This is a genomic window from Arthrobacter sp. AB6 (genome assembly GCF_031844545.1).
Lineage (GTDB): Bacteria > Actinomycetota > Actinomycetes > Actinomycetales > Micrococcaceae > Arthrobacter.
In genome coordinates, this window is record NZ_JAUZVL010000006.1 from 47,598 (window position 1) to 72,962 (window position 25,365).

General features: G+C 62.5%; 31 protein-coding genes. 13 read left to right on the forward strand and 18 right to left on the reverse strand.

Annotated elements, in window-relative coordinates:
* Positions 1-233: 233 nt before the first annotated feature.
* The 9 genes from Q9R30_RS06590 to Q9R30_RS06630 all read left to right on the forward strand — a co-directional run bounded on the left by Q9R30_RS06590 (position 234) and on the right by Q9R30_RS06630 (position 7,950).
* The gene (locus Q9R30_RS06590) at positions 234-479 is read left to right on the forward strand and encodes a Flp family type IVb pilin (protein WP_311217126.1); all 246 of its coding nucleotides are present in this window, start codon (positions 234-236) and stop codon (positions 477-479) included.
* Positions 480-597: 118 nt separating this feature from the next.
* Complete coding sequence (locus tag Q9R30_RS06595) at positions 598-987, forward strand: TadE/TadG family type IV pilus assembly protein (protein WP_396136700.1); 390 nt, start codon at positions 598-600, stop codon at positions 985-987.
* Positions 975-2,006: a pilus assembly protein TadG-related protein gene (locus Q9R30_RS06600; protein ID WP_311217128.1), complete on the forward strand. Its 1,032-nt coding sequence runs from the start codon at positions 975-977 to the stop codon at positions 2,004-2,006. The genes Q9R30_RS06595 and Q9R30_RS06600 overlap by 13 nt, the downstream gene beginning before the upstream one ends.
* 41 nt (positions 2,007-2,047) lie before the next feature.
* On the forward strand, positions 2,048-2,818 hold the full coding sequence (locus Q9R30_RS06605; protein ID WP_311217129.1) for an RcpC/CpaB family pilus assembly protein: 771 nt from the start codon (positions 2,048-2,050) through the stop codon (positions 2,816-2,818).
* Positions 2,815-4,011, forward strand: coding sequence for an AAA family ATPase (locus tag Q9R30_RS06610; RefSeq protein ID WP_311217130.1), 1,197 nt, complete (start codon positions 2,815-2,817; stop codon positions 4,009-4,011). Before Q9R30_RS06605 ends, Q9R30_RS06610 begins: the two co-directional genes overlap by 4 nt.
* A complete protein-coding gene (locus Q9R30_RS06615) occupies positions 4,012-5,562 on the forward strand; it encodes a CpaF family protein (RefSeq protein ID WP_311217131.1) in 1,551 nt (516 codons plus the stop codon).
* 7 nt (positions 5,563-5,569) lie between these two features.
* Positions 5,570-6,502 (forward strand): type II secretion system F family protein, encoded by a 933-nt coding sequence (locus tag Q9R30_RS06620; RefSeq protein WP_311217132.1) that lies wholly within the window; start codon positions 5,570-5,572, stop codon positions 6,500-6,502.
* Between the two features lie 7 nt (positions 6,503-6,509).
* Positions 6,510-7,394: a type II secretion system F family protein gene (locus Q9R30_RS06625; protein WP_311217133.1), complete on the forward strand. Its 885-nt coding sequence runs from the start codon at positions 6,510-6,512 to the stop codon at positions 7,392-7,394.
* Between the two features lie 91 nt (positions 7,395-7,485).
* The gene (locus tag Q9R30_RS06630) at positions 7,486-7,950 is read left to right on the forward strand and encodes an Hpt domain-containing protein (protein ID WP_199775258.1); all 465 of its coding nucleotides are present in this window, start codon (positions 7,486-7,488) and stop codon (positions 7,948-7,950) included.
* Positions 7,951-7,956: 6 nt separating this feature from the next.
* Here Q9R30_RS06630 and Q9R30_RS06635 read toward each other — a convergent pair whose 3' ends face one another.
* Complete coding sequence (locus Q9R30_RS06635; RefSeq protein ID WP_311217134.1) at positions 7,957-8,748, reverse strand: response regulator transcription factor; 792 nt, start codon at positions 8,746-8,748, stop codon at positions 7,957-7,959.
* Between the two features lie 251 nt (positions 8,749-8,999).
* Between Q9R30_RS06635 and Q9R30_RS06640 the strand changes: the two genes are divergently transcribed.
* Positions 9,000-10,670, forward strand: a complete 1,671-nt coding sequence (locus tag Q9R30_RS06640; RefSeq protein WP_104998625.1) for a cell wall metabolism sensor histidine kinase WalK — start codon at positions 9,000-9,002, stop codon at positions 10,668-10,670.
* Positions 10,671-10,713: 43 nt separating this feature from the next.
* Here Q9R30_RS06640 and Q9R30_RS06645 read toward each other — a convergent pair whose 3' ends face one another.
* The 8 genes from Q9R30_RS06645 to Q9R30_RS06680 all read right to left on the reverse strand — a co-directional run bounded on the left by Q9R30_RS06645 (position 10,714) and on the right by Q9R30_RS06680 (position 15,986).
* Positions 10,714-11,625 carry a tRNA pseudouridine synthase A gene (locus Q9R30_RS06645; RefSeq protein ID WP_311217135.1) on the reverse strand — a complete coding sequence of 304 codons (912 nt, stop codon included), beginning with the start codon at positions 11,623-11,625 and terminating at the stop codon, positions 10,714-10,716.
* A 32-nt stretch (positions 11,626-11,657) separates the two neighbouring features.
* On the reverse strand, positions 11,658-12,251 hold the full coding sequence (rplQ, locus tag Q9R30_RS06650; protein WP_104998626.1) for a 50S ribosomal protein L17: 594 nt from the start codon (positions 12,249-12,251) through the stop codon (positions 11,658-11,660).
* Between the two features lie 71 nt (positions 12,252-12,322).
* The gene (locus Q9R30_RS06655) at positions 12,323-13,333 is read right to left on the reverse strand and encodes a DNA-directed RNA polymerase subunit alpha (RefSeq protein WP_311217136.1); all 1,011 of its coding nucleotides are present in this window, start codon (positions 13,331-13,333) and stop codon (positions 12,323-12,325) included.
* A gap of 130 nt (positions 13,334-13,463) precedes the next feature.
* Entirely contained in the window at positions 13,464-13,865 is a 402-nt protein-coding gene (gene rpsK / locus Q9R30_RS06660) for a 30S ribosomal protein S11 (RefSeq protein WP_018769149.1), read from the reverse strand.
* A gap of 54 nt (positions 13,866-13,919) precedes the next feature.
* Positions 13,920-14,294, reverse strand: a complete 375-nt coding sequence (gene rpsM / locus Q9R30_RS06665) for a 30S ribosomal protein S13 (protein WP_003803743.1) — start codon at positions 14,292-14,294, stop codon at positions 13,920-13,922.
* A gap of 183 nt (positions 14,295-14,477) precedes the next feature.
* Positions 14,478-14,591 carry a 50S ribosomal protein L36 gene (gene rpmJ / locus Q9R30_RS06670; RefSeq protein ID WP_009358722.1) on the reverse strand — a complete coding sequence of 38 codons (114 nt, stop codon included), beginning with the start codon at positions 14,589-14,591 and terminating at the stop codon, positions 14,478-14,480.
* Between the two features lie 70 nt (positions 14,592-14,661).
* On the reverse strand, positions 14,662-14,883 hold the full coding sequence (gene infA, locus Q9R30_RS06675; RefSeq protein ID WP_009358723.1) for a translation initiation factor IF-1: 222 nt from the start codon (positions 14,881-14,883) through the stop codon (positions 14,662-14,664).
* Between the two features lie 167 nt (positions 14,884-15,050).
* Positions 15,051-15,986, reverse strand: a complete 936-nt coding sequence (locus Q9R30_RS06680) for a P1 family peptidase (RefSeq protein WP_311217137.1) — start codon at positions 15,984-15,986, stop codon at positions 15,051-15,053.
* Positions 15,987-16,224: 238 nt separating this feature from the next.
* Between Q9R30_RS06680 and Q9R30_RS06685 the strand changes: the two genes are divergently transcribed.
* The 3 genes from Q9R30_RS06685 to Q9R30_RS06695 all read left to right on the forward strand — a co-directional run bounded on the left by Q9R30_RS06685 (position 16,225) and on the right by Q9R30_RS06695 (position 19,516).
* Positions 16,225-17,181: a sugar ABC transporter permease gene (locus Q9R30_RS06685; protein WP_311217138.1), complete on the forward strand. Its 957-nt coding sequence runs from the start codon at positions 16,225-16,227 to the stop codon at positions 17,179-17,181.
* Positions 17,178-18,098, forward strand: a complete 921-nt coding sequence (locus Q9R30_RS06690) for a carbohydrate ABC transporter permease (RefSeq protein ID WP_311217139.1) — start codon at positions 17,178-17,180, stop codon at positions 18,096-18,098. Before Q9R30_RS06685 ends, Q9R30_RS06690 begins: the two co-directional genes overlap by 4 nt.
* Before the next feature lie 74 nt (positions 18,099-18,172).
* Positions 18,173-19,516, forward strand: coding sequence for an ABC transporter substrate-binding protein (locus Q9R30_RS06695; protein WP_311217140.1), 1,344 nt, complete (start codon positions 18,173-18,175; stop codon positions 19,514-19,516).
* Positions 19,517-19,602: 86 nt separating this feature from the next.
* Here the strand turns inward: Q9R30_RS06695 and map are convergent, their stop codons facing one another.
* The 9 genes from map to rpsH all read right to left on the reverse strand — a co-directional run bounded on the left by map (position 19,603) and on the right by rpsH (position 25,356).
* Positions 19,603-20,430, reverse strand: a complete 828-nt coding sequence (map, locus tag Q9R30_RS06700; RefSeq protein WP_311217141.1) for a type I methionyl aminopeptidase — start codon at positions 20,428-20,430, stop codon at positions 19,603-19,605.
* A 71-nt stretch (positions 20,431-20,501) separates the two neighbouring features.
* Positions 20,502-21,071 (reverse strand): adenylate kinase, encoded by a 570-nt coding sequence (locus Q9R30_RS06705; protein ID WP_199775422.1) that lies wholly within the window; start codon positions 21,069-21,071, stop codon positions 20,502-20,504.
* 5 nt (positions 21,072-21,076) lie between these two features.
* On the reverse strand, positions 21,077-22,387 hold the full coding sequence (gene secY, locus Q9R30_RS06710; protein WP_104998629.1) for a preprotein translocase subunit SecY: 1,311 nt from the start codon (positions 22,385-22,387) through the stop codon (positions 21,077-21,079).
* 215 nt (positions 22,388-22,602) lie between these two features.
* A complete protein-coding gene (gene rplO / locus Q9R30_RS06715) occupies positions 22,603-23,088 on the reverse strand; it encodes a 50S ribosomal protein L15 (RefSeq protein WP_104998630.1) in 486 nt (161 codons plus the stop codon).
* Entirely contained in the window at positions 23,089-23,295 is a 207-nt protein-coding gene (rpmD, locus tag Q9R30_RS06720; protein ID WP_078027228.1) for a 50S ribosomal protein L30, read from the reverse strand.
* A gap of 2 nt (positions 23,296-23,297) precedes the next feature.
* Positions 23,298-24,020 carry a 30S ribosomal protein S5 gene (gene rpsE, locus Q9R30_RS06725; protein WP_104998631.1) on the reverse strand — a complete coding sequence of 241 codons (723 nt, stop codon included), beginning with the start codon at positions 24,018-24,020 and terminating at the stop codon, positions 23,298-23,300.
* Entirely contained in the window at positions 24,017-24,400 is a 384-nt protein-coding gene (gene rplR / locus Q9R30_RS06730) for a 50S ribosomal protein L18 (RefSeq protein ID WP_104998632.1), read from the reverse strand. The genes rpsE and rplR overlap by 4 nt, the downstream gene beginning before the upstream one ends.
* A gap of 2 nt (positions 24,401-24,402) precedes the next feature.
* On the reverse strand, positions 24,403-24,939 hold the full coding sequence (rplF, locus tag Q9R30_RS06735; protein ID WP_050054319.1) for a 50S ribosomal protein L6: 537 nt from the start codon (positions 24,937-24,939) through the stop codon (positions 24,403-24,405).
* Between the two features lie 18 nt (positions 24,940-24,957).
* Positions 24,958-25,356, reverse strand: a complete 399-nt coding sequence (rpsH, locus tag Q9R30_RS06740) for a 30S ribosomal protein S8 (protein WP_041652213.1) — start codon at positions 25,354-25,356, stop codon at positions 24,958-24,960.
* Positions 25,357-25,365: the final 9 nt, after the last annotated feature.

Consider the following 25,365-nt stretch of genomic DNA (forward strand, 5'->3'; position numbering starts at 1 on the left):
CCAAATACCGGACCCCCTCGGCACCCAGAACCGAGGGGGTCCGTTTGCGCGCCCACGCAAGTCCTAACCCACAGGTAGCGCAGGAACTAGCAAGGAAAAGCGCAGGAAACACACACCCCGTAAAGCCTTCACGCAGGAAGTTCCAAGATCCGGCCGCAGGGCTGGCGTCCGTTGCTAACTTGGTTTCAGAGCTGGTGCAGGACCAGCTTCCCCCACTCGCTCAGGAGTCTCAAATGCTTTCTCTCTACACCAACCTCATGATCCGCCTTCGTAGTAACGAGAAGGGCGCAACCGCTGTGGAATACGGCATCATGGTTGCCCTCATCGCTGTCGTCATCATCGTCGCTGTCACGCTCCTCGGCACGACCCTGAGCGATATGTTCGCCGAGGTTCAGTGTTCCGTCACCGGCGGCACGTTCACGGCCTCCAGCCCTGCTTCGGGCACGACGGCTGCGGTAGCAGCTAGCTGCGCCCCGTAAGGCAGTCGCCCAGCTCCTCATGCGCCCAATGTGCCACCAGGCGCGAGAGTGGCGGCGGAAATCAACCGCCGCCACTCTGTTTTTCCGACGTAATTCTGCTGTAGTGAAAGGCATCGTCATGTCCAGGGCACCCGAGCGCGGAGCCGTGGCGGTCGAGTTTGCGATCGTGGCACCCGTCCTTGTCATGTTGCTTTTGGGCATCATTGAATTCAGCCGTGCCTACAACGCCCAGGCTTCGCTTTCAGCAGCTGCCCGTGAAGGTGTCCGGGTGATGGCGATCACCGGCAACCAAACGACAGCACGCTCGGCAGCAAAGACCACAGCTGTTTCCCTGAGCCCTGGATTGCAGGATGCAAACATAACTTTTGGGGCCGCGTGCCCGTCAACTGTTAGCTCAGGGACAAGTCCCCAAGCCACAATCACCATCACCTACTCGCTGCCCACCATGACGGGCATAGCCGGCCCGTTCACCATGACCAGCAGAGGAGCGATGCTATGCGGCGGCTGACACCGAAGAAGATAGGTAGCGACGGCGAACGCGGCGCCGTGAGCGTGATCGTCGCCATTATGCTGGTGGTCCTTTTGGGCTTCGGCGCCATGGCAGTAGACGTCGCCATGCTGTACTCAGAACGTGCCCAACTCCGAACCGGAGCGGACGCTGTTGCCCTGGCGGTGGCGCAGAAGTGCGCGAAAAACGCCAGCGACCTCGACTGCTCGGACGCCTCTTCGTTGGCGGGAAGTCTCGCGAACAGCAACGCCAACGACGGCCTCAGCAATATCAAGTCGATAGTGCTCAACAAGGCCAGCCGCACTGTGACGGCGACCGTCGGATCCCAAGAAGCCGGTCACGCCCCAAACCAGGTGTCCCTCTTTCTTGCCCGCGCCTTGGGCTTCAACACTACCGAGGTCATTGCCCCGTCTACCGTCGTCTGGGGCAGTCCAGTAAAAGGACCGACCGTCTTTCCTATTACAGTGTCCATCTGTCAGGTCCGTGGCCAGGCAGACGTTATGCAGCTCCTGCGCCTCCATGGAACCGGAGCCAATCCCGGCTGTTTCTACGGACCCTCCGGCGCAGCAGTTGAAGGCGGGTTCGGTGGTCTCCAACAAGACCCCAATTCCTGCGGAGCTGTTGTTGACATCGAAACGGCAGAGGGCAACGGGGATACCGGAAATAATCCTCCGCCCCACTGCGAAGACACACTGAACTCCTGGGCAGCAGACATGAACGCAGGCAAGGACGTCATCATCTTGCTGCCGATTTTCGATAAAGTGACCGGCACAGGAACAAACGCCGTCTTCGGACTTACCACCTTCGCCGCATTCAAAGTTGCCGGGTGGAAGGTCGGCAACCCAGGACTTCCCTACACCTTCCGCAACAGAACACCGGACGTTCCGGCGGCATTGGAGTGCAAGGAACCGTGCCGCGGAATTATTGGAACGTTCGTCAGATACGTTTCCCTGGCGAAGGGCTACACCCTGGGTGAAGTCAAGCCGGATGGCGCCACCGTCGTCGCACTCGGCGGCTAGTCCGAGCAACCCATGAATTTTGAAATATCCAGGAGCATTAAGTGAAGTCACGTTTGTTAGCCGGTGTGGTCGCAGTACTGCTCGCCATCGTCGGCGCAGTCATTGTGGTGACCTATGCGCAGGGGGCAGACCAGCGGGCGGTCGCCAACCTTGAGCCCGTGGGAGTCCTGGTGGTTACCAAAGCGGTGCCGGCAGGCTCGTCCGTCGAAACCTTGAAGGCTTCCGTGGCGCTTCAGCAGTTGCCGGGCACCGCCGTCGCAAAGACCGCCTTGAACACCCTTGACGGGTCCGCCGGAAGGGTCACTTCGGCGGACCTTGTCCCTGGTGAGCAGCTCGTAGCAGAGCGGCTGATCGCTCCCGAAGACCTGAAGACCTCCGGCTCCGTACCCGTGCCCGCGGGCCTGCAGGAAGTCTCGTTCCAGCTTGAGCCCCAGCGCGTTGTGGGCGGACGCTTGGCTCCTGGCGACACCGTGGGTATCTTCATCTCCATGCCTAACGGCGGCCTCGAAGCGAAGCCCGACAAGGAAACTGTCCAGCTCTCCATCCACAAAGCCTTGGTCACGGCAGTCCAGCGCGCACCCGAAGCAACAGCGGCTAAGCCTTCTGCCCAAGCAACCGACCCCGCCCAGCCGGATCCCCAGGACGTGAACCTACCTACGGGAATGCTGATGGTCACGGTTGCCGTCAATGACGTGAACTCGAATAAGATCGTTTTCGCTGCAGAATATGCTTCCCTCTGGCTCAGCCGCGAACCACTCGACGCCCAGGACAGCGGTCCGCGCGTAATGACCCGGCAGGACCTGTACAAGTGAGCCGCTTCGTCCTCATCACTCCAGACGCGGGCTTCGATTCCCGGCTCCGCCAAGCTGTCGGCGGTGGCCTTCACGGTAGCGTACAAACCTTCTTCACCAGCCTGCTGCCCGATGACCCGCACCAGCTGTTCGCGGGCCTCGACCAGGAGCAGCCTGAGGTCCTGATCCTGGGACCGGAAGTACCTCTGGATGAAGCACTTCGGTTCGCCACTATCTTGAACGTCAGCTTTCCCGAGCTCAGCGTGCTTGTTGCCGCGGAACCAGAGCCTGACTTCCTCCTGCACGCCATGCGGGCCGGCATCAAGGACATTGTCTCCCCCGATTCGGATGCCGCCCAGCTGCGGGTACTGCTCGAGCGTGCCAGCCAGTCCTTCGCCAGCCGGCACCGCACACTCGCGCCCCAGCAGGCGGCTGAGAGCAACAAGGGACTCGTGATTGGTGTCTTCTCGCCCAAGGGTGGCGTGGGCAAAACCACCGTCGCCACCAACATCGCCATCGGGCTGGGAAAAATCGCCCCCATGAGCGTTGTCATTGTGGACCTCGACCTCCAGTTCGGGGATGTCGCCTCAGGGCTGTACCTGGACCCGGAGCACACAGTGACGGACGCTGTTTCTCCGGCCGCAAGCCAGGATTCACTGGTCCTCAAGGCCTTCCTTACGGTGCATCCGAGCAGCATCTACGCCCTTTGTGCTCCCCCCACCCCTGTGGACGCTGACGACATCACGCCGGACCAGATCGGCCGGCTGATCGAACAGCTGTCGGAGCAGTTCCAGTACGTGGTGGTGGATACCGCGCCGGGCCTGCCCGAGATCGGGCTGGCAGCCATGGAAAAGTGCACCGATGTGGTCTGGGTCAGTGGCATGGACATCCCAAGCGTGCGGGGCCTTCGTTCCGGCCTGGACATCCTGCGCCAGTTGGACATCGACCCCGATACTCGCCATGTGGTGCTGAACATGGCTGACTCCAAGACCGGCCTCACCGTCCAGGACCTCGAATCAACCATCGGGGCGCCCATTGATGTGAGCATCCCACGCTCGCGGGCAGTTGCCCTTTCCACGAACCGCGGTATCCCTGTCCTCCAGGAGCCGGTAAAAGACCCGGCCGTAAAGGGGCTCAACCACCTCGTGGAGCGATTCAACCCTGCGTGGCGGGCAAAATCCCAGCGCAAACTGCACCGAAGGGTAGTGGTCTAAATGAAACTTTCAGAGCGCATCAACGCCGCGCAGGCGAAAACCCAGCCGTCTGCCAAGCCATCCTCTGCCAAGGCCACAGCTCCCAACCGCGACGTGCCGCGCTCTGAGGTTCCCGCCCAACGGGTGCAGTGGGCGGAACAATCCCAGGAAAAGCGGACGACGGCGGCACCGCCTGCCGCCGTCGTCGCACCCAATGCTCTCTTTGAAGAGCCGAAGCCGAAACTCCAGCAATCCGTCGATGTTTTCGCAGCACTCAAGCAACGGGCCGCGACGGCCCTTTTTGAACACATGGGCGCACGCTTCAATGACTCCGCCATCACAGAACTAGAATTGAAGTCTTCTGCCCGCGAGGAGCTCACGCGGATCATCGACGCAGAGCAGGTTCCTCTCTCTGCTGATGAGCGCACACGGCTTGTCCAGGACGTCGCCGACGACGTTTTGGGCTATGGCCCGCTCCAACGGTTGCTCGATGATCCAGCCGTTACGGAAATCATGGTCAACCGCATGGACCAGATCTATGTGGAGCGCAAAGGACACCTCACCCTGGCCGATACGCGGTTCAGTTCCGAGGAGCACCTCCGCAAGGTTATCGAGCGCATCGTATCCAAGGTGGGCCGCCGCATCGACGAGTCCTCCCCCCTAGTGGATGCACGCCTTGAAGATGGCTCCCGTGTCAACGCCGTGATCCCGCCCCTTGCCGTCGGCGGCTCCTCGCTAACTATCCGTAAGTTCAGCAAGACCCCGCTGACCGTCCAGAACCTTATCAATTTCGGAACCCTTACACCCGAGATGGCGGAACTGCTCAATGCCTGTGTCAAAGCCAAACTCAACATCATCGTCTCCGGTGGTACGGGCACCGGCAAAACCACGCTCCTCAATGTGCTGTCGTCCTTCCTGCCCTCGGACGAGCGCATCGTCACCATCGAGGACGCCGTGGAACTCCAGATCCAGCAGGACCACGTGGTCCGGCTGGAGAGCCGGCCGCCCAACACGGAGGGCAAGGGCGAGGTGACTATCCGGGAGCTGCTCCGGAACTCACTGCGTATGCGCCCCGACCGCATTGTGGTGGGTGAGGTCCGTGGCGGCGAATCCCTGGACATGCTCCAGGCCATGAACACTGGCCACGACGGTTCACTTTCCACTGTGCACTCCAACTCACCCCGCGACGCCGTGGCCCGGCTCGAAACCCTGGTGCTGATGGCCGGCATGGATCTGCCGCTGCGGGCCATCCGGGAACAGATCGCTTCGGCCGTCAATCTCATTGTCCAGATCTCACGCCTGCGGGACGGGTCCCGCCGGATCACCCACGTGACTGAAGTCCAGGGCATGGAAGGGGACATCGTGACCCTTCAGGACGCGTTTGTGTTTGACTACTCTGCCGGTGTTGACCAACACGGACGGTTCCTCGGCAAACCGGTGGCCACTGGCATTCGACCCCGGTTCATCGACCGGTTCGAGGACCTAGGGATCCACGTTTCGCCTGCCGTCTTCGCTACCCCGGCCGGTGCTGCTCCGGCCGGGGCAAACCCTTCCGGCACCGGAAAGGCCTAGGAACCCCATGTTGATCATCATCGGAGCCACCCTCCTGTTCCTCGCCCCCATCATGGTGGGCATGGCGCTTGTGCTGCCAAGCACCCCCGACATTGCGCTCGAAAGGCGCCGGCCCTTTCAGGCGGATCCGCCGTCGAACCTCACCCGGCTAGCCGACGCGACGGTTGGTGCCCTGGACCGGTTCCTGGCAACCCGGAACGTCCGGCTCTACAACCGCGAAACACTTGAAAACGCCGGCCTCCGGTTCAGCCAGACCGAATACATGGTGCTGGTCGTTGCCGGTGCCATCGTCGGCGTATTGGTGGGACTGGTGATCGGAGTACCTGCGGTCTCCCTCCTGGTATTTATCCTGGCGCCTTTCGTAGGCCACCTTGTGCCCGGATTCCTGGCGGGCAAGCGGCGCGCAAAGTTCGACAGCCAGCTTGGCGACACCCTTCAACTTCTCTCCGGCGGCCTGCGGGCCGGGCACAGCATCCTGCGCGCCATCGACGCGGCGGCGACCGAGTCGCAAAGCCCCACGTCTGAGGAAATGCGGCGCGTCGTTACGGAGACAAGCCTGGGCCGCGATCTGTTGGCCTCTCTAACTGACACGTCGGAGCGTATGCGCAATGAGGACTTCGTTTGGATTGCCCAGGCCATCCAAATCAATCGTGAAGTGGGCGGCAACCTCGCGGAAGTGCTGGACCAGGTAGGCGAAACCATCCGCGAGCGCAGTGAGATCAAAGGCCATATCAAGTCCCTCGCAGCTGAAGGCAAGTTCTCCGCATATATCCTCCTCGCGATGCCCTTCGGCATCGTGCTGATGCTGATGACCGTCAACCCCGGCTACATGGATAAGATGTTCACCCACCCGCTCGGCTGGGGCATGATCGGCGCATCGGCTGTGCTCATGACGATCGGCAGCTTGTGGATGCGCAAAATCATCGATCTGAAGTTCTGAGGTGATCATGAGTCCGCTGATATTTTCCTCACTCCTGCTGGTTTCCCTGCCCATTGGCTACGTGACCTGGTCCATCCTGTCCGTGGACCGGAAGACTCGCACTGCCACCGTGGCAATCCTTACCCGGGGCCACCGGGCTGCCGAAGCTCCGGAAAAACAATCGTCGAGCATCGTCGCCGGGATCGGTTACCGCCTGACTCCCCCGGCATATGTCCGCAAGCTGGATCGCCTGCTCTCACTTGCCGGCCGGCCCATTTCCATGCCGCTGGAAAAAGTCCTTGCCGGCAAGATTGCCCTCGGGCTGGCCGGCGCCTCCTTTGGCCTATACCTTGCCGCCGTCGGCAGCACGCCAATCATGAAGCTTGCGGGCCTGTTCCTGCTCGTCCTGGGGTACTTCATCCCCGACCTGCTGCTCTATAGCAAGGGCACGGAACGGCAGAAGGCCATGCAGCTGGAACTGGCCAACACCCTGGATCAGATGCTCATCTCCGTGGAGGCAGGCCTGGGTTTTGAAGGGGCCATGGCCCGCGCAGGGGAAAACGGCAAAGGTCCCCTCGCCGAAGAGCTGGTCCGCACCCTGCAGGACATGCAGGTGGGCAGAAGCCGCCGCGAGTCGTATCAGGCGCTTGCCGAACGTACCAGCATCCCCGAGCTGCGCAGCTTTGTGCAGGCCGTGGTCCAGGCGGACACCTACGGCATTGCCATCAGCCGGGTACTCCGGATCCAGGCGAAGGTTATGCGTGTAAAGCGGCGGCAGCGTGCGGAAGAAAAGGCGATGAAACTCCCAGTTATGATCCTGTTTCCACTGCTCTTCTTCATTTTCCCGGTCCTCTTCATCGCCATTCTTGGCCCGGCCGTCATCAATACCGTGGTGACTTTGGGCGGACAATAAGCCACAGCCTCCGTCTCAAAGGATCCGCAAGGTTTCCACAGGATCACCCGAATTAGGACAACGGACGAATTACAGGAAGTAGCCTTGAATCATGCAAAATCACGATCCCGGCTTCAGCAGCGAGGCCGCCGCTGCGGGCTACCTGCCGCCCGGGGTCGCTTCAGCCGCAGGAACACCACCCTCACAGGAAACGGCCGGACTCTTGCCGCTCGTTGACGCCGCGGTCCTCGAAGAGCTCGAAGACGAGCTCGCGGGCTCCGGCCTGGCCCAGCGCTTCGCCCGCGACTATGCAGCCATGTGGGACCAGCGCTACGCCCGGCTGGCCGCAGCAGTTGACAACCAGGACAGGGACTCTGCCCTTGACGCCGTAATAAGCCTGAAGATCACGTCCATGATGGTGGGCGGACTCCGCCTCGCGAAACTTGCCGAACTGCTGGAGGCCGTCATCCGCATAGGTGACTTTGGCCAAAGCAAGGTGTTGATGGTGCGGGTGGCAGAGGACGGCGGGCATACGGTGTCCGAGTTGCAGGCCAACTACATCCTGGAAAACGACTGATCCTGATTACCCCTCGAACGGCCTGCTGGGAGCCAGCCGGTACCCCACGCCGCGGACCGTCTGCAGCCAGCGCGGGGACACCTGGTCCTCCTTGAGCTTGCGGCGCAGATTTCCCACATGGACCTCGACGGCGCGTTCGTCCGCCTCGCTGATGTACGTGTCATGGTCATAGAACTCGCCGCGCACGGCCCGGACCAGGTCAGCCCGGGTGCACACTGCACCGCCGCCGCGCAGCAGCACATGCAGTAGATCGAACTCGCTGCGGGTAAGCCCCAGCGGTTCACCCTTGATCTCCACCGTACGCGTGCGGTGGTTCAGCGTAAGTCCATTGTGGTGCAGGACGGCGGTGTCATGGGTTCTCGCTGCGGCGGCCGGAGCAGGAGGCGCTCCCCCCGCGGACACGTCCGCTTTCTGCCCGCTGACTTCGTGCCTCGGCCTGCGCATCATTGCGGCTACGCGCGCCCGCAGTTCCCGGGGCCGGAACGGCTTGGCAATGTAGTCGTCCGCACCAGCGTTGAGGGCGGACAGCAGGTCCGGTTCCTCAGTCCTGCCGGTCAGCATTACCACATAGGCGTTACTGAAATGTCGGATCCGACGCAGTACCTCAAAGCCGTCGATGTCTGGCAGTCCAATGTCCAGTGTCACCACATTGGCCTGCTTGGTGCGGACCACTTCTACTCCGGCCCGCCCGTCCGCGGCTGTATGCACTTCAAAGCCGGCCTGGGTGAGCACACCTTCCAGCAGGTTGCGCACGTCGGCGTCGTCTTCTATTACTACCGCCACACCAAGTTCGTCCATTACTATCCCCATGCCAGGCGGATATGCCCCCCATTGGCCCAGCGCCAATGCCATACCCGCTCCAACCATTTATACGCTACTCGTAAGCGCTGCTGTTGACATCCATTCGACATTGATTTCGAAAAGTCAATTATCATGACAAGGGATGTGGATTATGATACCGAAAGGATGGGGCACGGTGACCCACCCGAAAATGCATTACAGCTGCGAATGCTCCAGCTTCGGGACAGTCCCAGAAATGGTGGTCGACGGTGGCTGAACACCTGTTCCAGCCTGGACCTGCGCGGATTTTCCGTGGTCTCGGACCCCGGGCGCAGGCGGCCCTGTGCCAGCTCCCACTCACGTTGATTGTGGCGGGGCTTGCAGTGGCTACGCCCTTTGCATGGCCGGCGTTGCTGCACAGTCCCCTCTACATGGCCGGCATCCTCCTCCATGCGATCCTATTCCTGGGCTGTTTCCTGGTGCCGTGGGAACGCTTTGGCCACCAGGCCTATCTGTTTGTGCCCATCCTGGACTTCGCGGCAATCGGGCTCCTGCGCAACGGAGCCGCCCCGCTCCTGCCGGGGCTCGCTGTCCTGGTGGTATTCCCGGTGATCTGGCTTTCCGCCTCGGGAATGCTCACGCGCAGCAGCCTTGTGCTCAGCTTTGTTGGCCCAATGTTCATCGTGGTCCCCCCAGTGGTGGGACGATTCCCCAACCTCAACGCCTCGGACATCACCACCGTGATCCTCTTTCCCCTCATGATGCTGTCCGTATCGCTGGCCATCCGCTTCGCGAGCATCCACCTCCGTTTGCAGCAGCGCGAACTTGCGGAGAAAGACACCGAACTCCGGAAACTGCTGCAGGAGAGCCGGGAACGGGAAAAGCTGCTCCAGACGGTCCTTGACGCCACCGACGTCGGAATTGCCGCCGTCGACCGTACCGGCCATTTCCTCGTCTCCAACAACCGTCAACGCCACTTCCGCCGCGCCACCGGCGCCGACGACGCCGTGCCGGGCCAGGGACACCAGCTGATCTTCGGGCAGGACAGGCGTACCCCTCTGCCACCGGAAAAACGTCCCATCAACCGGGCGATCGCAGGCGAGTCCTTTGCCGACTATCTGGTGTGGGCCGGCGAAGGAACTGAACAGCGCGCCCTGTCCACGGCCGCGCGGCCCCTGGTCAGCGAGGACGGCAGCTTCAACGGTGCGGTGGTGGTCTACAGCGATGTCACCGGCTGGGTGGAAGCCCTCGCCGCCAACCAGGAACTCGTCACGAACGTCTCCCACGAGTTCAAGTCCCCCCTTAATTCGATCATCGGCAACATCGACCTCGTCCTGGACGACGTCGGCGCGGAACTGCCGCCGCAGGTGGCCCAGCGCCTGCTGGTGGTCCAGCGGAACGCGGAACGGCTGGTTGCCCTCGTCTCCGACCTTTCGGCGTCGGCGTCGGCCGCCCTGAATGTCCACCCGAAGCGGACAGACCTGGCCAGCCTGGTGGAGACCAGCCTCGGTTCCGCGCAGGCCCAGGCTGAGCGGGCACACATCGAACTCAGGACCGACGTTCCTTCGCCCCTCTGGGCCTACGCGGATCCGCTGCGCATCGGGCAGGCACTGGACAACCTCGTCTCCAACGCCATCAAGTACTCCCCCGACGGCGGGACGGTCAGCGTCAGCGCCAGTTTCAGTGAGGACTGGGTCCGGCTCAGCGTCAGCGACACCGGAATGGGCATGAGCAGCGAGGACACCGCAAGGGTCTTCAAGCGCTTCTTCCGGACGGAGTCTGCACGGAAGGCGGCCATATCCGGCGCAGGGCTTGGCCTGTCCATCACCAAGATGATTGTGGAGGGTCACGGCGGCACCATCACCTGTGAGAGCGGCCAGGGCAAGGGCAGCACGTTCACGCTGACGCTCCCGGCGGACGGGCCCCCGCCGTCCTTCTAGGCCGGGCCCACGCCCGCAGGGTTCCCTGGCCGTACTTGCGAGGTTAGGGTGTGGGTGGGGACGAGTGCTCCCGTACCGCCCTTGTCAGTTCCGCGCGGGCCAGCAGCTCGTCGTCTGACGGGTAGGCCACTTCCTCCAGCACCAGCGGGTGCGGCGCGGCGAGCACGGACTTGGCGTCCCGCTTCCTGGCCAGCAGGCGCTCATGCAGCCAGCCCGGTTCTTCAACGCCCTCCCCCACATACAGGGCAGAGCCGATCAGGGCGCGCACCATGTTGTGGCAAAAGGCGTCGGCCTGGACAGTGGCGACGATGACGCCGTCTTCGGCCCGCGTGAACTCGAAGCGCTGGAGCTCGCGGATGGTGGTTGCACCCTCCCGCGGCTTGCAGAAGGACAGGAAGTTCTGCAGCCCCAGGAGCTTGGCGGCACCCTCATTGAGCAGATCAACGTCCAGCGGATTCTTATGCCACAGGGTGGAGTAACGGCCCAGCGGGTCCCACAGGGCAGGCCCGTCTGCGATGCGGTAGCTGTAGCGCCGCCACAGGGCCGAGAAACGGGCATCAAAGCCTTCAGGTGCCAGGGAAATCCTGTGCACCTCCACGGCGCCGGTGAGGTCCCCTAGCACCCGGCTCAGGGCGCCGCGGATCCTGCGCAGCATAGCGACGGCGGGATCCAGTTCGTGCCCGCGCGGGAGTCCCAGCCACTCGGCTTCCGTGAGGTCCAGGTGGACAACCTGGCCGCGTGCGTGCACTCCCGCGTCCGTTCGGCCCGCAACAGTGACGCGGACCGGCCGCCGTACCAGCAGGTGCAGGGCCTCCTCGAGGACGCCCTGGACTGTGCGCAGGCCAGGCTGCAATGCCCACCCGTTGAAAGGGCCGCCGTCGTAGGATAAATCAAGCCGGACACGCAAAAACCCGCCGCCCCCCAAAACGGGGGCCGCGGGTTTTTGGTCGTTCATAGACTCAAGTCTATGCGAAGGAAGTCAGCGAATTACTTCGCGTCCTTCTCCTCGGCAGCCGGAGCTTCGGGAGCTTCCTCAGCGGCGGGTGCCTCTTCGGTTGCAGCCTCTTCAGCGGCGGGAGCCTCAGCCGCTTCGGTCTCAACAACCTCAGCCTCAGCTTCGGGAGCTTCCTCGGCAGCAGGGGCAGCAGCAGCGGTTTCCTTCTTGTCCGCGTCGCGCTTGGCAGCGGAGGTAGCCTCAGCCACAACAGCCTGCTTGGCGGAAACGGGCTCGAGGACGAGCTCGATGACAGCCATGGGAGCGTTGTCGCCCTTGCGGTTGCCGATCTTGGTGATGCGGGTGTAGCCGCCGTCGCGGTTCTCCACTGCCTGGGCAATGTCGGTGAACAGCTCGTGGACGACGCCCTTGTTGCTGATCAGGCCGAGGACCCGGCGGCGGGAAGCGAGGTCGCCGCGCTTGGCGAAGGTGACCAGGCGCTCTGCGTACGGCTTCAGGCGCTTGGCCTTGGTCACCGTTGTGGTGATCCGCTTGTGCTCGAACAGGGATGCTGCCAGGTTCGCGAGCATGAGGCGCTCGTGAGCCGGGCCGCCTCCGAGGCGCGGGCCCTTAGTGGGGGTAGGCATAATTGTTTCTCCTCAAATGGAAGCCGTGGGCGCTGCACACCGTGGTGCCTGCCCGCCGGCCAAGGTCTGGTTTAGAGTTCGTCGTCGCCGAAGGCGACGTCGTCCTCTTCGATTGCTGCGGCGCGTGCTGCGAGGTCAAAACCGGGAGGCGAGTCCTTGAGGGACAGGCCCAGTTCAACCAGCTTTGCCTTGACCTCGTCAATGGACTTGGCACCGAAGTTGCGGATGTCCATCAGGTCAGCCTCGGAGCGGGCAACGAGTTCACCCACGGTGTGGATGCCCTCACGCTTGAGGCAGTTGTAGGAACGGACGGTGAGGTCCAGATCCTCGATCGGCAGTGCCATGTCGGCTGCCAGGGCAGCGTCGGTGGGCGACGGGCCGATCTCGATACCTTCAGCTGCGGTGTTCAGCTCACGTGCCAGACCGAAGAGCTCCACCAGGGTGGTGCCTGCGGAAGCAACAGCATCGCGCGGGGCGATGGCCTGCTTGGTCTCGACATCGACAATCAGCTTGTCGAAGTCGGTGCGCTGCTCAACACGGGTTGCTTCCACGCGGAAAGTAACCTTCAGCACCGGCGAGTAGATGGAGTCGACCGGGATGCGGCCGATCTCTGCATCGCCGGACTTGTTCTGAGCTGCCGAAACGTAGCCGCGGCCGCGCTCGATGGTCAGTTCGAGTTCGAACTTGCCCTTCGAGTTCAGCGTGGCGATGTGCAGATCCGGGTTGTGGAATTCGACGCCGGCCGGAGGAGCGATGTCCGCGGCGGTGACGACTCCGGGGCCCTGCTTGCGCAGGTATGCAACAACCGGCTCGTCGTGCTCGGAGGAGACCGAGAGGCTCTTGATGTTCAGGATGATCTCGGTGACATCTTCCTTCACACCCGGAACCGTGGTGAACTCGTGCAGCACGCCATCGATCCGGATGCTGGTTACGGCAGCACCGGGGATGGAGGAGAGCAGGGTACGGCGGAGGGAGTTTCCGAGGGTGTAGCCGAAGCCCGGTTCCAGCGGTTCAATGATGAAACGCGAACGGTTTTCGGAGACTACCTCTTCGGAGAGGGTGGGGCGCTGTGCAATGAGCACTTAGGTTTCCTTTCGGCGAGCATCCGCTATATGACGCAACACAGGTGGTGGAAATTCGGTCTGAAGACTTAACGCGCTGGGCTTGCCCGGACCGTCGACGGTCCGGGCAAGCTCAAACGGCGGAAAAGCCTTAGACGCGGCGGCGCTTCGGCGGGCGGCAGCCGTTGTGTGCAGCGGGGGTGACGTCCTGGATGGAGCCAACCTCGAGGCCGGCGGCCTGGAGCGAACGGATCGCGGTCTCGCGTCCGGAGCCCGGGCCCTTGACGAAAACGTCTACCTTGCGCATGCCGTGCTCCTGCGCACGCTTGGCAGCAGCTTCGGCAGCCATCTGGGCTGCGAACGGGGTGGACTTACGCGAGCCCTTGAAGCCAACCTCACCTGAGGAAGCCCAAGAGATAACAGCGCCGTTCGGGTCCGTGATGGAAACGATGGTGTTGTTAAAAGTGCTCTTGATGTGCGCCTGGCCCAGCGCGATATTCTTCTTGTCCTTCTTACGCGGCTTGCGAACCGCGCCACGAGTCTTCGGGGGCATTTTTTCTCCTACAGAAAGTTATCGGGGGAAAGTCCGTTAGTCCCGGCGGGGATTTTAACGGGCCTTCTTCTTGCCAGCGACGGTACGCTTCGGGCCCTTGCGGGTACGTGCGTTGGTCTTCGTACGCTGTCCGCGTACGGGCAGGCCCTTGCGGTGGCGCAGGCCTTCGTAGCTGCCGATTTCAACCTTGCGGCGGATATCTGCTGCTACTTCGCGGCGAAGGTCACCCTCAACCTTGTAGTTGCCTTCAATGTAGTCACGCAGCTCAACCAGCTGGGCGTCAGTCAGGTCCTTGACGCGAACGTCAGCGCTGATGCCAGTGGCAGCCAGGGTTTCGTGTGCACGGGTCTTGCCCACGCCGTAGATGTAAGTAAGCGCAATTTCCAGCCGCTTTTCGCGGGGAATGTCTACGCCAGCGAGACGAGCCATAGTGGCAGTACTCCTTGATAAACCGGAGGTCCTAGGCAGTACACCCGCACGTTCTGTGCGGCCCCAGCCTCCGACCGGGGGTTAGCTGTCCGGACTCTTTCGAGCTCAATGTTCCAGATCAGCTTGTGCTGCCTTTATTTACTTGCGTGGGTTAGCAACCCAGGATTTCCCGATGAAGGGAAATTAGCCCTGGCGCTGCTTGTGGCGCGGGTTCTCGCAGATCACCATGACCCGGCCATTACGGCGGATCACTTTGCACTTTTCGCAGATCTGCTTGACGCTCGGCTTGACCTTCATGGCATTCCTTTGCGTGTAACAGTTGGTCAACTGGAGCGGCCCTCAGCTCGCGCTGAAGCCGCCCAGCAATTTACTTGTAGCGGTAGACGATACGACCACGGGTGAGGTCGTACGGGCTCAGCTCCACCACTACGCGGTCCTCTGGGAGGATTCGGATGTAGTGCTGACGCATCTTTCCAGAGATGTGTGCCAGAACGATGTGCTTGTTGGTGAGCTCAACGCGAAACATCGCGTTAGGCAGCGCCTCGGTCACAACGCCTTCGATCTCAATGACCCCGTCCTTCTTGGCCATACCCTCCGCTAACTGTTGTTGCCGCAGCCCTGCCGGATTGCACCGGGCATGGCCACGAACGTTTTGGTTGGATCGATTGCCGGCTCCAGACCCAAAAGGGCGTGGCAGTCCAGACAACCAACAAACAACACTACGCCACTTTGCAGCGAAAGTTAAATCCAGCCATGCTAGCGCATCCCGCCGCCGTACGCACCATATTCCCCCGCCGGAGTGCTCACGGCTTGGGCGCTGGCCACGCCATCGAGGATGGCCAGGCGTACGACGTCGGCTGCCGCACTCTGCAGGGTGATGAGGCTGAGCCGCCGGGCAGCTTCGTCCGAACGGTCGAGTGCCGCAGCCTGGGTGGCCAGGCAGAATACAGTGTCCCCGTCGGCCAGGGTGTGGCTTGGATTCAGGGCCCTTGCTATGCCGGCGTGCGCCGCGGAAGCAGTCCGCTTGCACTCGGCAACATCCAGAACGGCGTTGGTGGCGACAACGAGGAGGGTAGTGTTCAGTGGCGCGTCTGCATCATGGAGATTGGGCTTTTCGAAACCAAACGGGAGTCCCAACGCGTTGACGATGGCAAGGGCTCCGACAATGACGCCGTTGTCCAGGGTGATGGAGGCCGTGCCTGCGCCGCCTTTGAACTGTCCCCTGCCGATGAGGGCCCCGGTGCCGGCGCCTACGTTGCCGCGTCCGACGTCGTGCCCTTCCGTTTGCGCCGCAGCGGCGGCGGTTGCCGCGTAGCCCATGTCCGCCGTCGGGCGTGCGGAGAAGTTCCCGCCCCTGCCCAGGTCGAAGATCGCCGCTGCCGGCACGATAGGGACTACTCCCCCGGGCACCGGGAAGCCGCGGCCGTTCTCCTCGCACCAGCGCTGGGCGCCGGCAGCGGAGGCAAGGCCGTAGGCGCTGCCGCCGGTGAGGACTATGGCGTGAACGGTGCTGACCAAGGTGGTGGGATCCAGCGCGTCGGTCTCGTGGGTGGCCGGTCCGCCTCCCTGGACATCCACAGAACCTGTCGTTCCGGGCGGCGGCAGGACCACCGTCACCCCGCTCAGCCAGCCGTCGTCGGATTTTTGCGCATGGCCAACCCGGATCCCGGGCACATCGGTAATTGCTCCCATGGCACCCATTCTTCCCTTTTGACCAGCAAACTGATGAATACGGCGGGTCCCTGACTTTCAAATAAAGTTTGTGCAAGACTGCAGGCAGCACAGCGTTAACAGGCAATGAAGCCTCGTATAACAGTCCCCTTACGAGGGCATTCGTAGCTTTCCGCCTACTGACATTGTGGTGAAGTAATGGCTAGACTCCCCCGACCACGGCCGGCCACGAGCAGGCACGAATCCCGTGAGAGACCGCATGACCCGTCAACTCGCACCCCATCCGTCCACCGATCCCACGAAGCCCGGACCCGCCGCCGCCCCTGGACGCCGGCGCTGGACGCAGCGAACCCGGCGTGACTTCTTCGTGTTCCTTGCCCTCGCTTTGCCCAACCTGGTGCTGATCGCCGTCTTCACATACAGGCCGTTGGTCAGCAACATCTACTACTCCACGCTGGACTGGACCCTGGGGTCGCCCTCAGCCACGGTGGCGGGCATCAATAACTACGTCACCTTCTTCACCAGCGACGACGCCTCCAAGGTACTGGGCACCACGGCGATCTTCACTGCAGTCACGGTGGGCGGATCCATGATCCTGGGGCTGCTCATCGCCCTGGCGCTGAATGCGAAAGTCCCAGGAACCACATTCGCCCGTTCAGCGGTATTCGCTCCCTACGTCCTGTCCGGCGTGGGCGTAGGCCTGGTGTGGCTCTTCATTTTCGATCCGGGCTACGGCGTCCTGGCCTGGCTGCTCCGGGGCATCGGCCAGCAGAGCCCGCAGTGGATCAATGACCCGCAGCTTTCCCTGGTCATGGTCATCCTCGTCTACGTCTGGAAGAACCTGGGGTACTGCGCGGTGGTCTACCTGGCCGGGCTGCAGTCCCTGCCGCAGGATGTCATGGAGGCGGCGTCCCTGGATGGCGCGAACGGGTTCCGGCGGTTCATCAGCATGTCGTTGCCCCTCCTGTCCCCCACCACGTTCTTCCTGCTGATCACCACCATGCTGTCCTCGCTGCAGGCCTTCGACCTGATCCGCATCATGACCCCGTTGGGAACCGGTACCAGCACCCTGATCTACGAGGCGTATCTCCAGGCTTTTGGTGCCTTCAACCGCGCAGGCTATTCGGCCGCCATCTCGGTGGTCCTGTTCGCGATCCTCCTGGTAATCACCGTGTTCCAACTGCGTTTCGTGGAACGGAAGGTGCACTACTCGTGAGCTCCCTGTCACCGGTCAACCCGGACCCCACCGTCCCGGCAACGCAGGAAGCCGAACCGCTTCTTCCCCGCGATCGGCCCTTCTCGCGGCGCAACCTGGCGCAGGCCGTCCTCTGCGGCTACGTCCCGCTGGTCCTGGCAACCCTGGTGGTCTTCCTGCCGCTGCTCTGGATGGTGCTCAGCTCATTCAAGCAGCCTGGTGAGATCATCACCATGGACCTGAAGATCCTGCCGGAAAGCCTCAATCTGCAGAACTACCAGATCGCGATGACCACTGTGCCCTTCGGCCAGTTCTTCCTGAACAGCACCATCGTCACGGTGACGGGCGCCAGCGTGAAAGTCATCCTGGCCATCCTGACGGCCTACGCCCTGGTGTTCGTGCGCTTCCCGTTCAAGAACGCGATTTTCGTCCTGATCCTGGTGGCCCTTATGGTGCCGCCCCAAGTGTCCATCCTGCCCAACTACATCCTGATCTCGGGAATGGGCGGAAAGAACACCCTGTGGGGCATCATCCTCCCGGGCCTCGGAACCGCCTTCGGAACCTTCCTCCTGCGCCAGCACTTCCTCACACTGCCCGCCTCCATCCTTGAGTCGGCGGAAATCGATGGCGCCGGCCACTGGCGCCGCCTCTGGCGGATCGTGGTGCCGGTCTCCGTTCCCTCGATCGCCACGGTGGCACTCGTGACCATTGTCAGCGAATGGAATGAGTACATCTGGCCGCTGATCATCACGGACCGTCCCGACACCATGACCCTGCCGGTGGGCCTGACACTGCTCCAGAACTCCGAGGGCAACGCCTCCGGATGGGGCATCCTCATGGCCGGCGCCGTCCTGGTCATCGTCCCCATCCTTATCGTTTTCGCAGCCCTCCAGCGTTACATCGTCGCCGGGCTCACCCAGGGCAGCGTCACCGGGTAAGCCCGTGCCGCCGTCGTTCGTCACAGAAGAAGCACCCAACTCCTCAATGCGGCACCCAACGAAAGGACCTGCACATGACACAGCACCTCGATCGGAGGCACTTCCTGGGACTCGCCGGGGTCACGGCGTCGGCCGCTGCCCTGGCAGCCTGCGGCGGCCCGTCCACGAGCGGCACGCCCAAGGCCAGCGAAGCCGCGGAACTCGACTTCAGTGGAGTGAAACCGGCCGCGAAAATCGACTTCTGGTCCAACCACCCCGGTAAGTCGCAGGACGTCGAAAAGGCCATTATTGAGAAGTTCCACGCCAAGTTCCCGGACATCCGGGTCAACCTGGTCACAGCCGGCGCGAACTACGAGGAAATCGCGCAGAAGTTCCAGACCTCGCAGGCGGCAAAATCCGGCCTCCCGGGCGTCGTAGTCCTCTCCGATGTCTGGTGGTTCCGCTACTTCACCAACGGCAGCATCATCCCGGTGGACGCCCTCGTCAAGCAGCTGGACATCAAGCTGGACGATTTCCGGAAGTCACTCGTGGACGACTACAAGTACAACGACAAGCAATGGGCGCTCCCCTACGGGCGTTCAACTCCCCTGTTCTATTACAACAAGGACCACTTCAAGGCGGCCGGGCTGCCGGACCGGGCACCCAAAACCTGGCAGGAGTTCGGCGAGTGGGCGCCCAAGCTGAAGGCCAGCTCAGGCGCGCAGTACGCCTACATCTATCCTGCACTGGCGGGCTACGCGGGGTGGACCCTGCAAAACAACCTCTGGGGCTGGGGTGGCTCCTGGTCCAAGGGATGGGAGATCACCTGCGATTCGCCTGAATCCATCGAAGCGCTTCAGTGGGCCCAGGACTCCATCTACAAGAACGGATGGGCCGGCGTATCCTCCAAGGAAGCTGCGGACGACTTCTCCGCCGGGCTGACCTCGTCCACGATCTCCTCCACCGGATCCCTCCTTGGTGTGCTGAAGTCCGCGCCGTTCAATGTGGGTGTAGGCTTCCTTCCCGGCGGACCGAAGGCCGAGACCAACGTCTGCCCCACCGGCGGCGCAGGGCTGGGCATCCCCAGCGGCATCACCAAGGAAGAGCAGCTGGCAGCCGGCACGTTCATCAAGTTCATGACCGAGCCGGAAAACAGCGCAGCCTTCTCGGCTGCCACCGGCTACATGCCCTCCCGCGAGTCGGCGGACATGAAGGCGGTCCTGGCCCGGACGCCGCAGATCCAGACTGCCGTGGACCAGCTGGCTGTTACGCGGGTCCAGGACAATGCCCGCGTGTTCCTCCCGGGTGCTGACCAGGAACTGGCCAAAGCGGCCGCAGCGATCCTTACCCAGCAGGCGGACGTCAAGTCCACCATGACCAGCCTGAAGAAGACGCTGGAGGGCATCTACGAAAAGGACGTCAAGCCGAAGCTCGGTTGAGTTTCTCCTTAAGGACGAAGCGCCGGCTGACGTTGTGGAATCACAACGTCAGCCGGCGCTTCGTCTTGGGCAGGAAGGCCGCGGGGCTACGGGATCGGCACCGGGGTGACGCCGAGGGGCACCAGGTGCTCCGCGCCGCCGTCGGGCGCTGACAGCACCCAGATGCCCTTCTCATGGACAGCCACCGAATGCTCCCACTGGCAGGAGCGCTTGCCGTCCGTGGTCACCACGGTCCAGTCGTCCTCAAGGACAGCGGTGTCGATGCCGCCGCGGACCAGCATGGGCTCGATCGCGAGGCAGAGGCCGGGCCGGATCTTGGGGCCACGGTGGCTGGTGCGGTAATTCAGCACATCCGGGGCCATGTGCATTTCCGAGCCAATGCCGTGGCCTACGTAATCTTCAAGGATCCCCAACGGCTTGCCGGGGACGGAGGAAACGTAGTCGTCGATGGCGGCGCCGATGTCACCCACATGCTTGCCCGTGGCCAGCGCCGCGATTCCGCGCCACATTGCCGCATTGGTCACGTCCGAAAGGCGCTGGTCCTCCGGATCGGCGGTGCCCACAATGACGGTCCTGGCAGAGTCGGAGTGCCAGCCGTTCACAATCGCGCCGCCGTCGATCGAGATGATGTCCCCGTGCTTGAGCACACGGCTGCCGGGGATACCGTGCACCACTTCCTCATTGACGGAGGTGCAGATGGTGGCCGGAAATCCGTGGTAGCCGAGGAAGTTCGACTTTGCGCCCGCCTCGTTCAGCACTGCGGCGAAGACGTCGTCCAGGTGCTTGGTGGTCACTCCGGGCACGGCCGCGGCGACGGCAGCGTCAAGCGCGCGGCTCAGGACCAGGCCTGCCTCGTGCATGGTGCGCATCTGGGCATTGGTCTTGTATTCGATGCGGGGCTGGCCAAAGGCCATGGTGTTCCTTCTTTCAAATGGCTGAGGCTCCTCCCGGATGACGGGAGGAGCCTCGGATAACTGCCGCCTTGTCAGGCTGCCTGCGCTGCCTTGATGGCCTGCATGACGCGGTCGGTGACCTCGTCGATGGGGCCGATGCCGTCCACCTGGGTGAGGATGCCGCGCTCGGCGTACTTTGCCACCACGGCTTCCGTCTGCTCGTGGTAAAGGTCCAAGCGGTGGCGGATGACGGCTTCGTTGTCGTCGCTCCGGCCCGTTTCCTTGGCCCGGCCGAGTAGCCGGTGCACCAGTTCCTCATCGTCTGCAGTCAGCTGCAGGACGACGTCGAGCTTTTCCTCACCCTTGGCGAGGATCTCGTCCAGGTAGTCCACCTGGGCGGTGGTGCGGGGGTAGCCGTCCAGCAGGAAGCCGTTTTCGACGTCGGCCTCGCTGAGCCGGTCCCGCACCATCTTGTTGGTCACGCTGTCCGGAACGAAGTCGCCGTTGTCCATGTACTTCTTGGCCTCGATGCCAAGCGGTGTCTCGCCCTTCACGTTCGCACGGAAGATGTCGCCGGTGGAGATGGCCACAACGCCGAGGCGCTCTGAAATCCGTTCCGCCTGCGTTCCTTTTCCGGAGCCCGGAGGCCCAATAATCAGCATTCTCGTCATCGCAAAAGCCCTTCGTAGTGACGTTGTTGTAGCTGCGCATCAATCTGCTTGACGGTCTCCAGGCCCACGCCCACCATGATCAGGATCGAGGTGCCACCGAACGGGAAGTTCTGGTTCGCGTTGATCAGAACCAGTGCAACCAGCGGGATCAGCGCCACGAACCCCAGATACAGGGCTCCGGGCAGGGTGATCCTGGAGAGCACGTACTGCAGATAGTCAGCGGTCGGCTTACCCGCGCGGATACCCGGGATGAAACCGCCGTACTTCTTCATGTTGTCCGAGACCTCTTCAGGGTTGAAGGTGATCGCGACATAGAAGTAGGTAAAGAACACGATCATGGCGAAGTACAGCACCATGTAGATCGGTTGGTCGCCGCGGACCAGGTTGTTGTTGATCCATTCCACCCACGGCTGGAGCTGCTCGCCCTGCTTGGGCTGGTTGAACTGGGCAATCAGGCCCGGCAGGTACAGCATGGAGGAAGCGAAGATCACCGGAATAACACCGGCCATGTTGACCTTGATGGGGATGTAGGTGCTGGTGCCGCCCACGGTGCGGCGGCCGATCATCCGCTTCGCGTACTGCACGGGGACACGGCGCTGCGACTGCTCCACAAAGACCACCAGGGCCACGGTGAGCAAGCCGACGGCGAGGACGATGAAGAACGTCCCGGGACCCTGCGAGGTCCAGATGGCGCCCAGGGAGGTGGGGAAGGTGGCGGCAATGGACGTGAAGATAAGCAGCGACATGCCGTTGCCCACGCCCTTCTCGGTGACGAGTTCGCCCATCCACATGATCAGGCCGGTGCCGGCCGTCAGGGTGATGATGATCAGGATGGTGGTGACCACGCTGCTGTCAGGAATGATCGGCAGGTTGCAGCCCGGAAGCAGCTGGCCGGAACGCGCCAGCGACACCAGGGTGGTGGCATTGAGCAGGCCCAGCGCGATGGTGAGGTAACGGGTGTACTGGGTCAATTTCGACTGACCTGAGGCGCCCTCTTCGTAGAGCTGCTGGAAACGGGGAATGACCACCCGAAGCAGCTGGACGATGATGCTGGCCGTGATGTACGGCATGATGCCCAGGGCGAAGATGGACACCTGGAGCAACGCGCCGCCGCTGAACAGGTTCACGAGCTGGTACAGCCCGCCTGCCGTCTGACCGTTCTGCAAGCATTGCTGGACATTCTGGTAGTTCACACCAGGCGAGGGAATGAAAGCACCCAAGCGGAAGATGGTGATGATTCCCAGCGTGAACAACAACTTGCGTCGCAGATCAGGCGTGCGAAAGGCCCGGCCAAATGCGCTAAGCAAGCGTCCTCCTGTGGTGTAAATAAGAGTGGTGTGATGGGGATCTATGAATCCCAACAACCGAGTCTAACGGGTGTACGCGCCCTGCGAACAATCCGCGGAAGCGGCACTGCGCCGGATGGCGGCGAAAAAACGCCGGGCGGATGGAAAAACTCCCGGCCCCGGGGGCCGTAGCCCCGGGACCGGGAGTTCAACAACGGGCTTGGCGCCCACCGGCTCTAGAGCGCGGTGGTGCTTCCGCCTGCTGCGGCAATCTTTTCAGCGGCGCTGGCCGAGAATGCGTGGGCGGTGACGTCAACCTTGACGGTGATGTCGCCGGTGCCCAGCACCTTGACGGGCTGGTTCTTGCGAACGGCACCCTTTTCGACCAGGTTCTCCACGGTGACTGCGCCACCTTCGGGGAACAGCTCGTTGAGCTTGTCCAGGTTTACAACCTGGAACTCGACCCGGAACGGGTTCTTGAAGCCGCGCAGCTTGGGCAGGCGCATGTGCAGCGGCAGCTGGCCGCCGGCAAAGCCAGCCTTGATCTGGTAGCGGGCTGCAGTACCCTTCGTGCCACGGCCAGCGGTCTTACCCTTGGATGCTTCACCACGACCAACACGGGTCTTGGCGGTCTTGGCACCCGGGGCGGGACGCAGGTGGTGAACCTTCAGGGCGTTCTGCTTCTCAGCAGCCTGTGCCTTATCAGCAGTGTTCTCTGCCATTTACTTCGCCTCCTCTACCTTTACCAGGTGCGGAACCGTGTTGAGCATTCCAACGGTCACGGCATCAGCGGTGCGGACAACAGTCTGTCCGATCCGCTTCAGGCCGAGGGACCGCAGGGTGTCGCGCTGGTTCTGCTTGCCGCCAATGGCGGACTTGATCTGAGTGATCTCCAACTGGGCGTCGGAGGGAATCAGGTTCTTAGCCATGACTAGGCACCTGCCTTCATGTTCAGAAGGGCCTTCACCAGTGCCGGCGGAGCGATCTCGTCGAGGGGCAGGCCGCGGCGTGCTGCCACTGCTGCCGGCTCTTCGAGGCGCTTCAGGGCATCAACCGTCGCGTGAACGATGTTGATGGCGTTGGAGGAACCGAGCGACTTGGAGAGGATGTCGTGGATGCCCACGCACTCCAGTACTGCACGGACCGGTCCACCGGCGATAACACCGGTACCGGCGGAGGCCGGACGCAGCATTACGACGCCTGCGGCAGCCTCACCCTGAACGCGGTGCGGGATGGTGCTGCCAACGCGGGGAACGCGGAAGAAGGACTTCTTAGCTTCTTCTACGCCCTTTGCGATAGCGGCAGGAACTTCCTTAGCCTTGCCGTAGCCAACGCCGACCATACCGTTGCCGTCACCGACGACGACCAGGGCGGTGAAGCTGAAGCGACGACCACCCTTGACCACCTTGGAAACGCGGTTGATGGTGACGACGCGCTCTACGAACTGGCTCTTCTCGGCTTCACGGCCGCCGTCGCGGCCGCCACGGCCACCACGGTCGCCGCGGCCCTGGCCACGGTCGCCACGCTCGCCGCGACGAGCGCCACCACGGCGGTCATCGGCAGCTGCGGGGGCAGTGGTCTCAGCGGCAGCTACGGCTTCAGTAGCCTTCTGATCTGCAGACACAGTGTCCTTTTCCTTGTTTGCTTCCGTCACAGTGACAGCCCACCTTCACGTGCACCGTCAGCGACGGCGGCGATCCGGCCGTGGTACTTGTTACCACCGCGGTCGAAGACAACAGCTTCGATACCGGCAGCCTTGGCACGCTCTGCGACGAGTTCGCCAACGCGCTTGGCCTTGGCAGTCTTGTCGCCGTCGAATGCACGAAGGTCGGCTTCCAGAGTGGAGGCGCTCGCTACGGTCATGCCCTTGGTGTCATCGACAACCTGGACGAATACGTGGCGTGCGGAACGGTTGACGACCAGACGCGGACGTACAGCCGTACCAGAGATGCGCTTACGGATACGAAGCTGGCGGCGGCTGCGCGAAGCAGACTTGCTCTTGTTCGTACGCTTCTTGTTAATTGAGATGGCCATGGTTACTTACCAGCCTTTCCGACCTTGCGGCGGATGACTTCGCCGGCGTAACGGATGCCCTTGCCCTTGTAGGGGTCCGGCTTCCGCAGCTTGCGAATGTTGGCAGCAACCTCGCCGACCTGCTGCTTGTTGATACCTGAAACAGAGAGCTTGGTCGGGGTCTCAACTGCAAAGGTGATGCCCTCCGGTGCGGAGACATTGACCGGGTGGCTGAAACCGAGAGCGAACTCAAGGTCAGATCCCTTGGCCTGAACGCGGTAACCGGTACCGACGATTTCAAGCTTCTTCTCGTAGCCCTTGGTGACACCCTCGATCATGTTGGAGATCAGGGTGCGGGTCAGGCCGTGGAGTGAACGGGAGGCGCGCTCGTCGTTCGGGCGGGCGACAGTCAGGGTGTCTGCATCCAGGGTGACCTCGATCGGGCTGGCCACAGTGTGGTTCAGCTCGCCCTTGGATCCCTTGACGCTGACGACAGAGCCGTCAACCTTGACCTCAACGCCGGCAGGAACGGTGATGGGGAGACGTCCAATACGTGACATTATTCTCTTCCTTTCCCGTTACCAGACGTACGCGAGGACTTCGCCGCCCACGCCCTTCTTGCCGGCCTGCTTGTCAGTCAGGAGGCCGGAAGAGGTGGACAGGATTGCGACACCCAGGCCACCGAGCACGTGCGGCAGGTTGGTGGACTTTGCGTAAACACGCAGGCCCGGCTTGGAGATACGGCGAACACCAGCGATTGAACGCTCGCGGTTCGGTCCGAACTTGAGCTCGATGGTCAGCTTCTTGCCAACCTCAGCGTCCTCTTCCTTCCAGCCGGCGATGAAACCTTCGGCCTTGAGGATGTCGGCGACGCGTGCCTTGAGCTTGCTGTACGGCATGGTCACGGTGTCGTGGTATGCCGAGTTTGCATTGCGCAGACGCGTAAGCATGTCTGCGACAGGATCTGTCATTGTCATGGTGGGCTC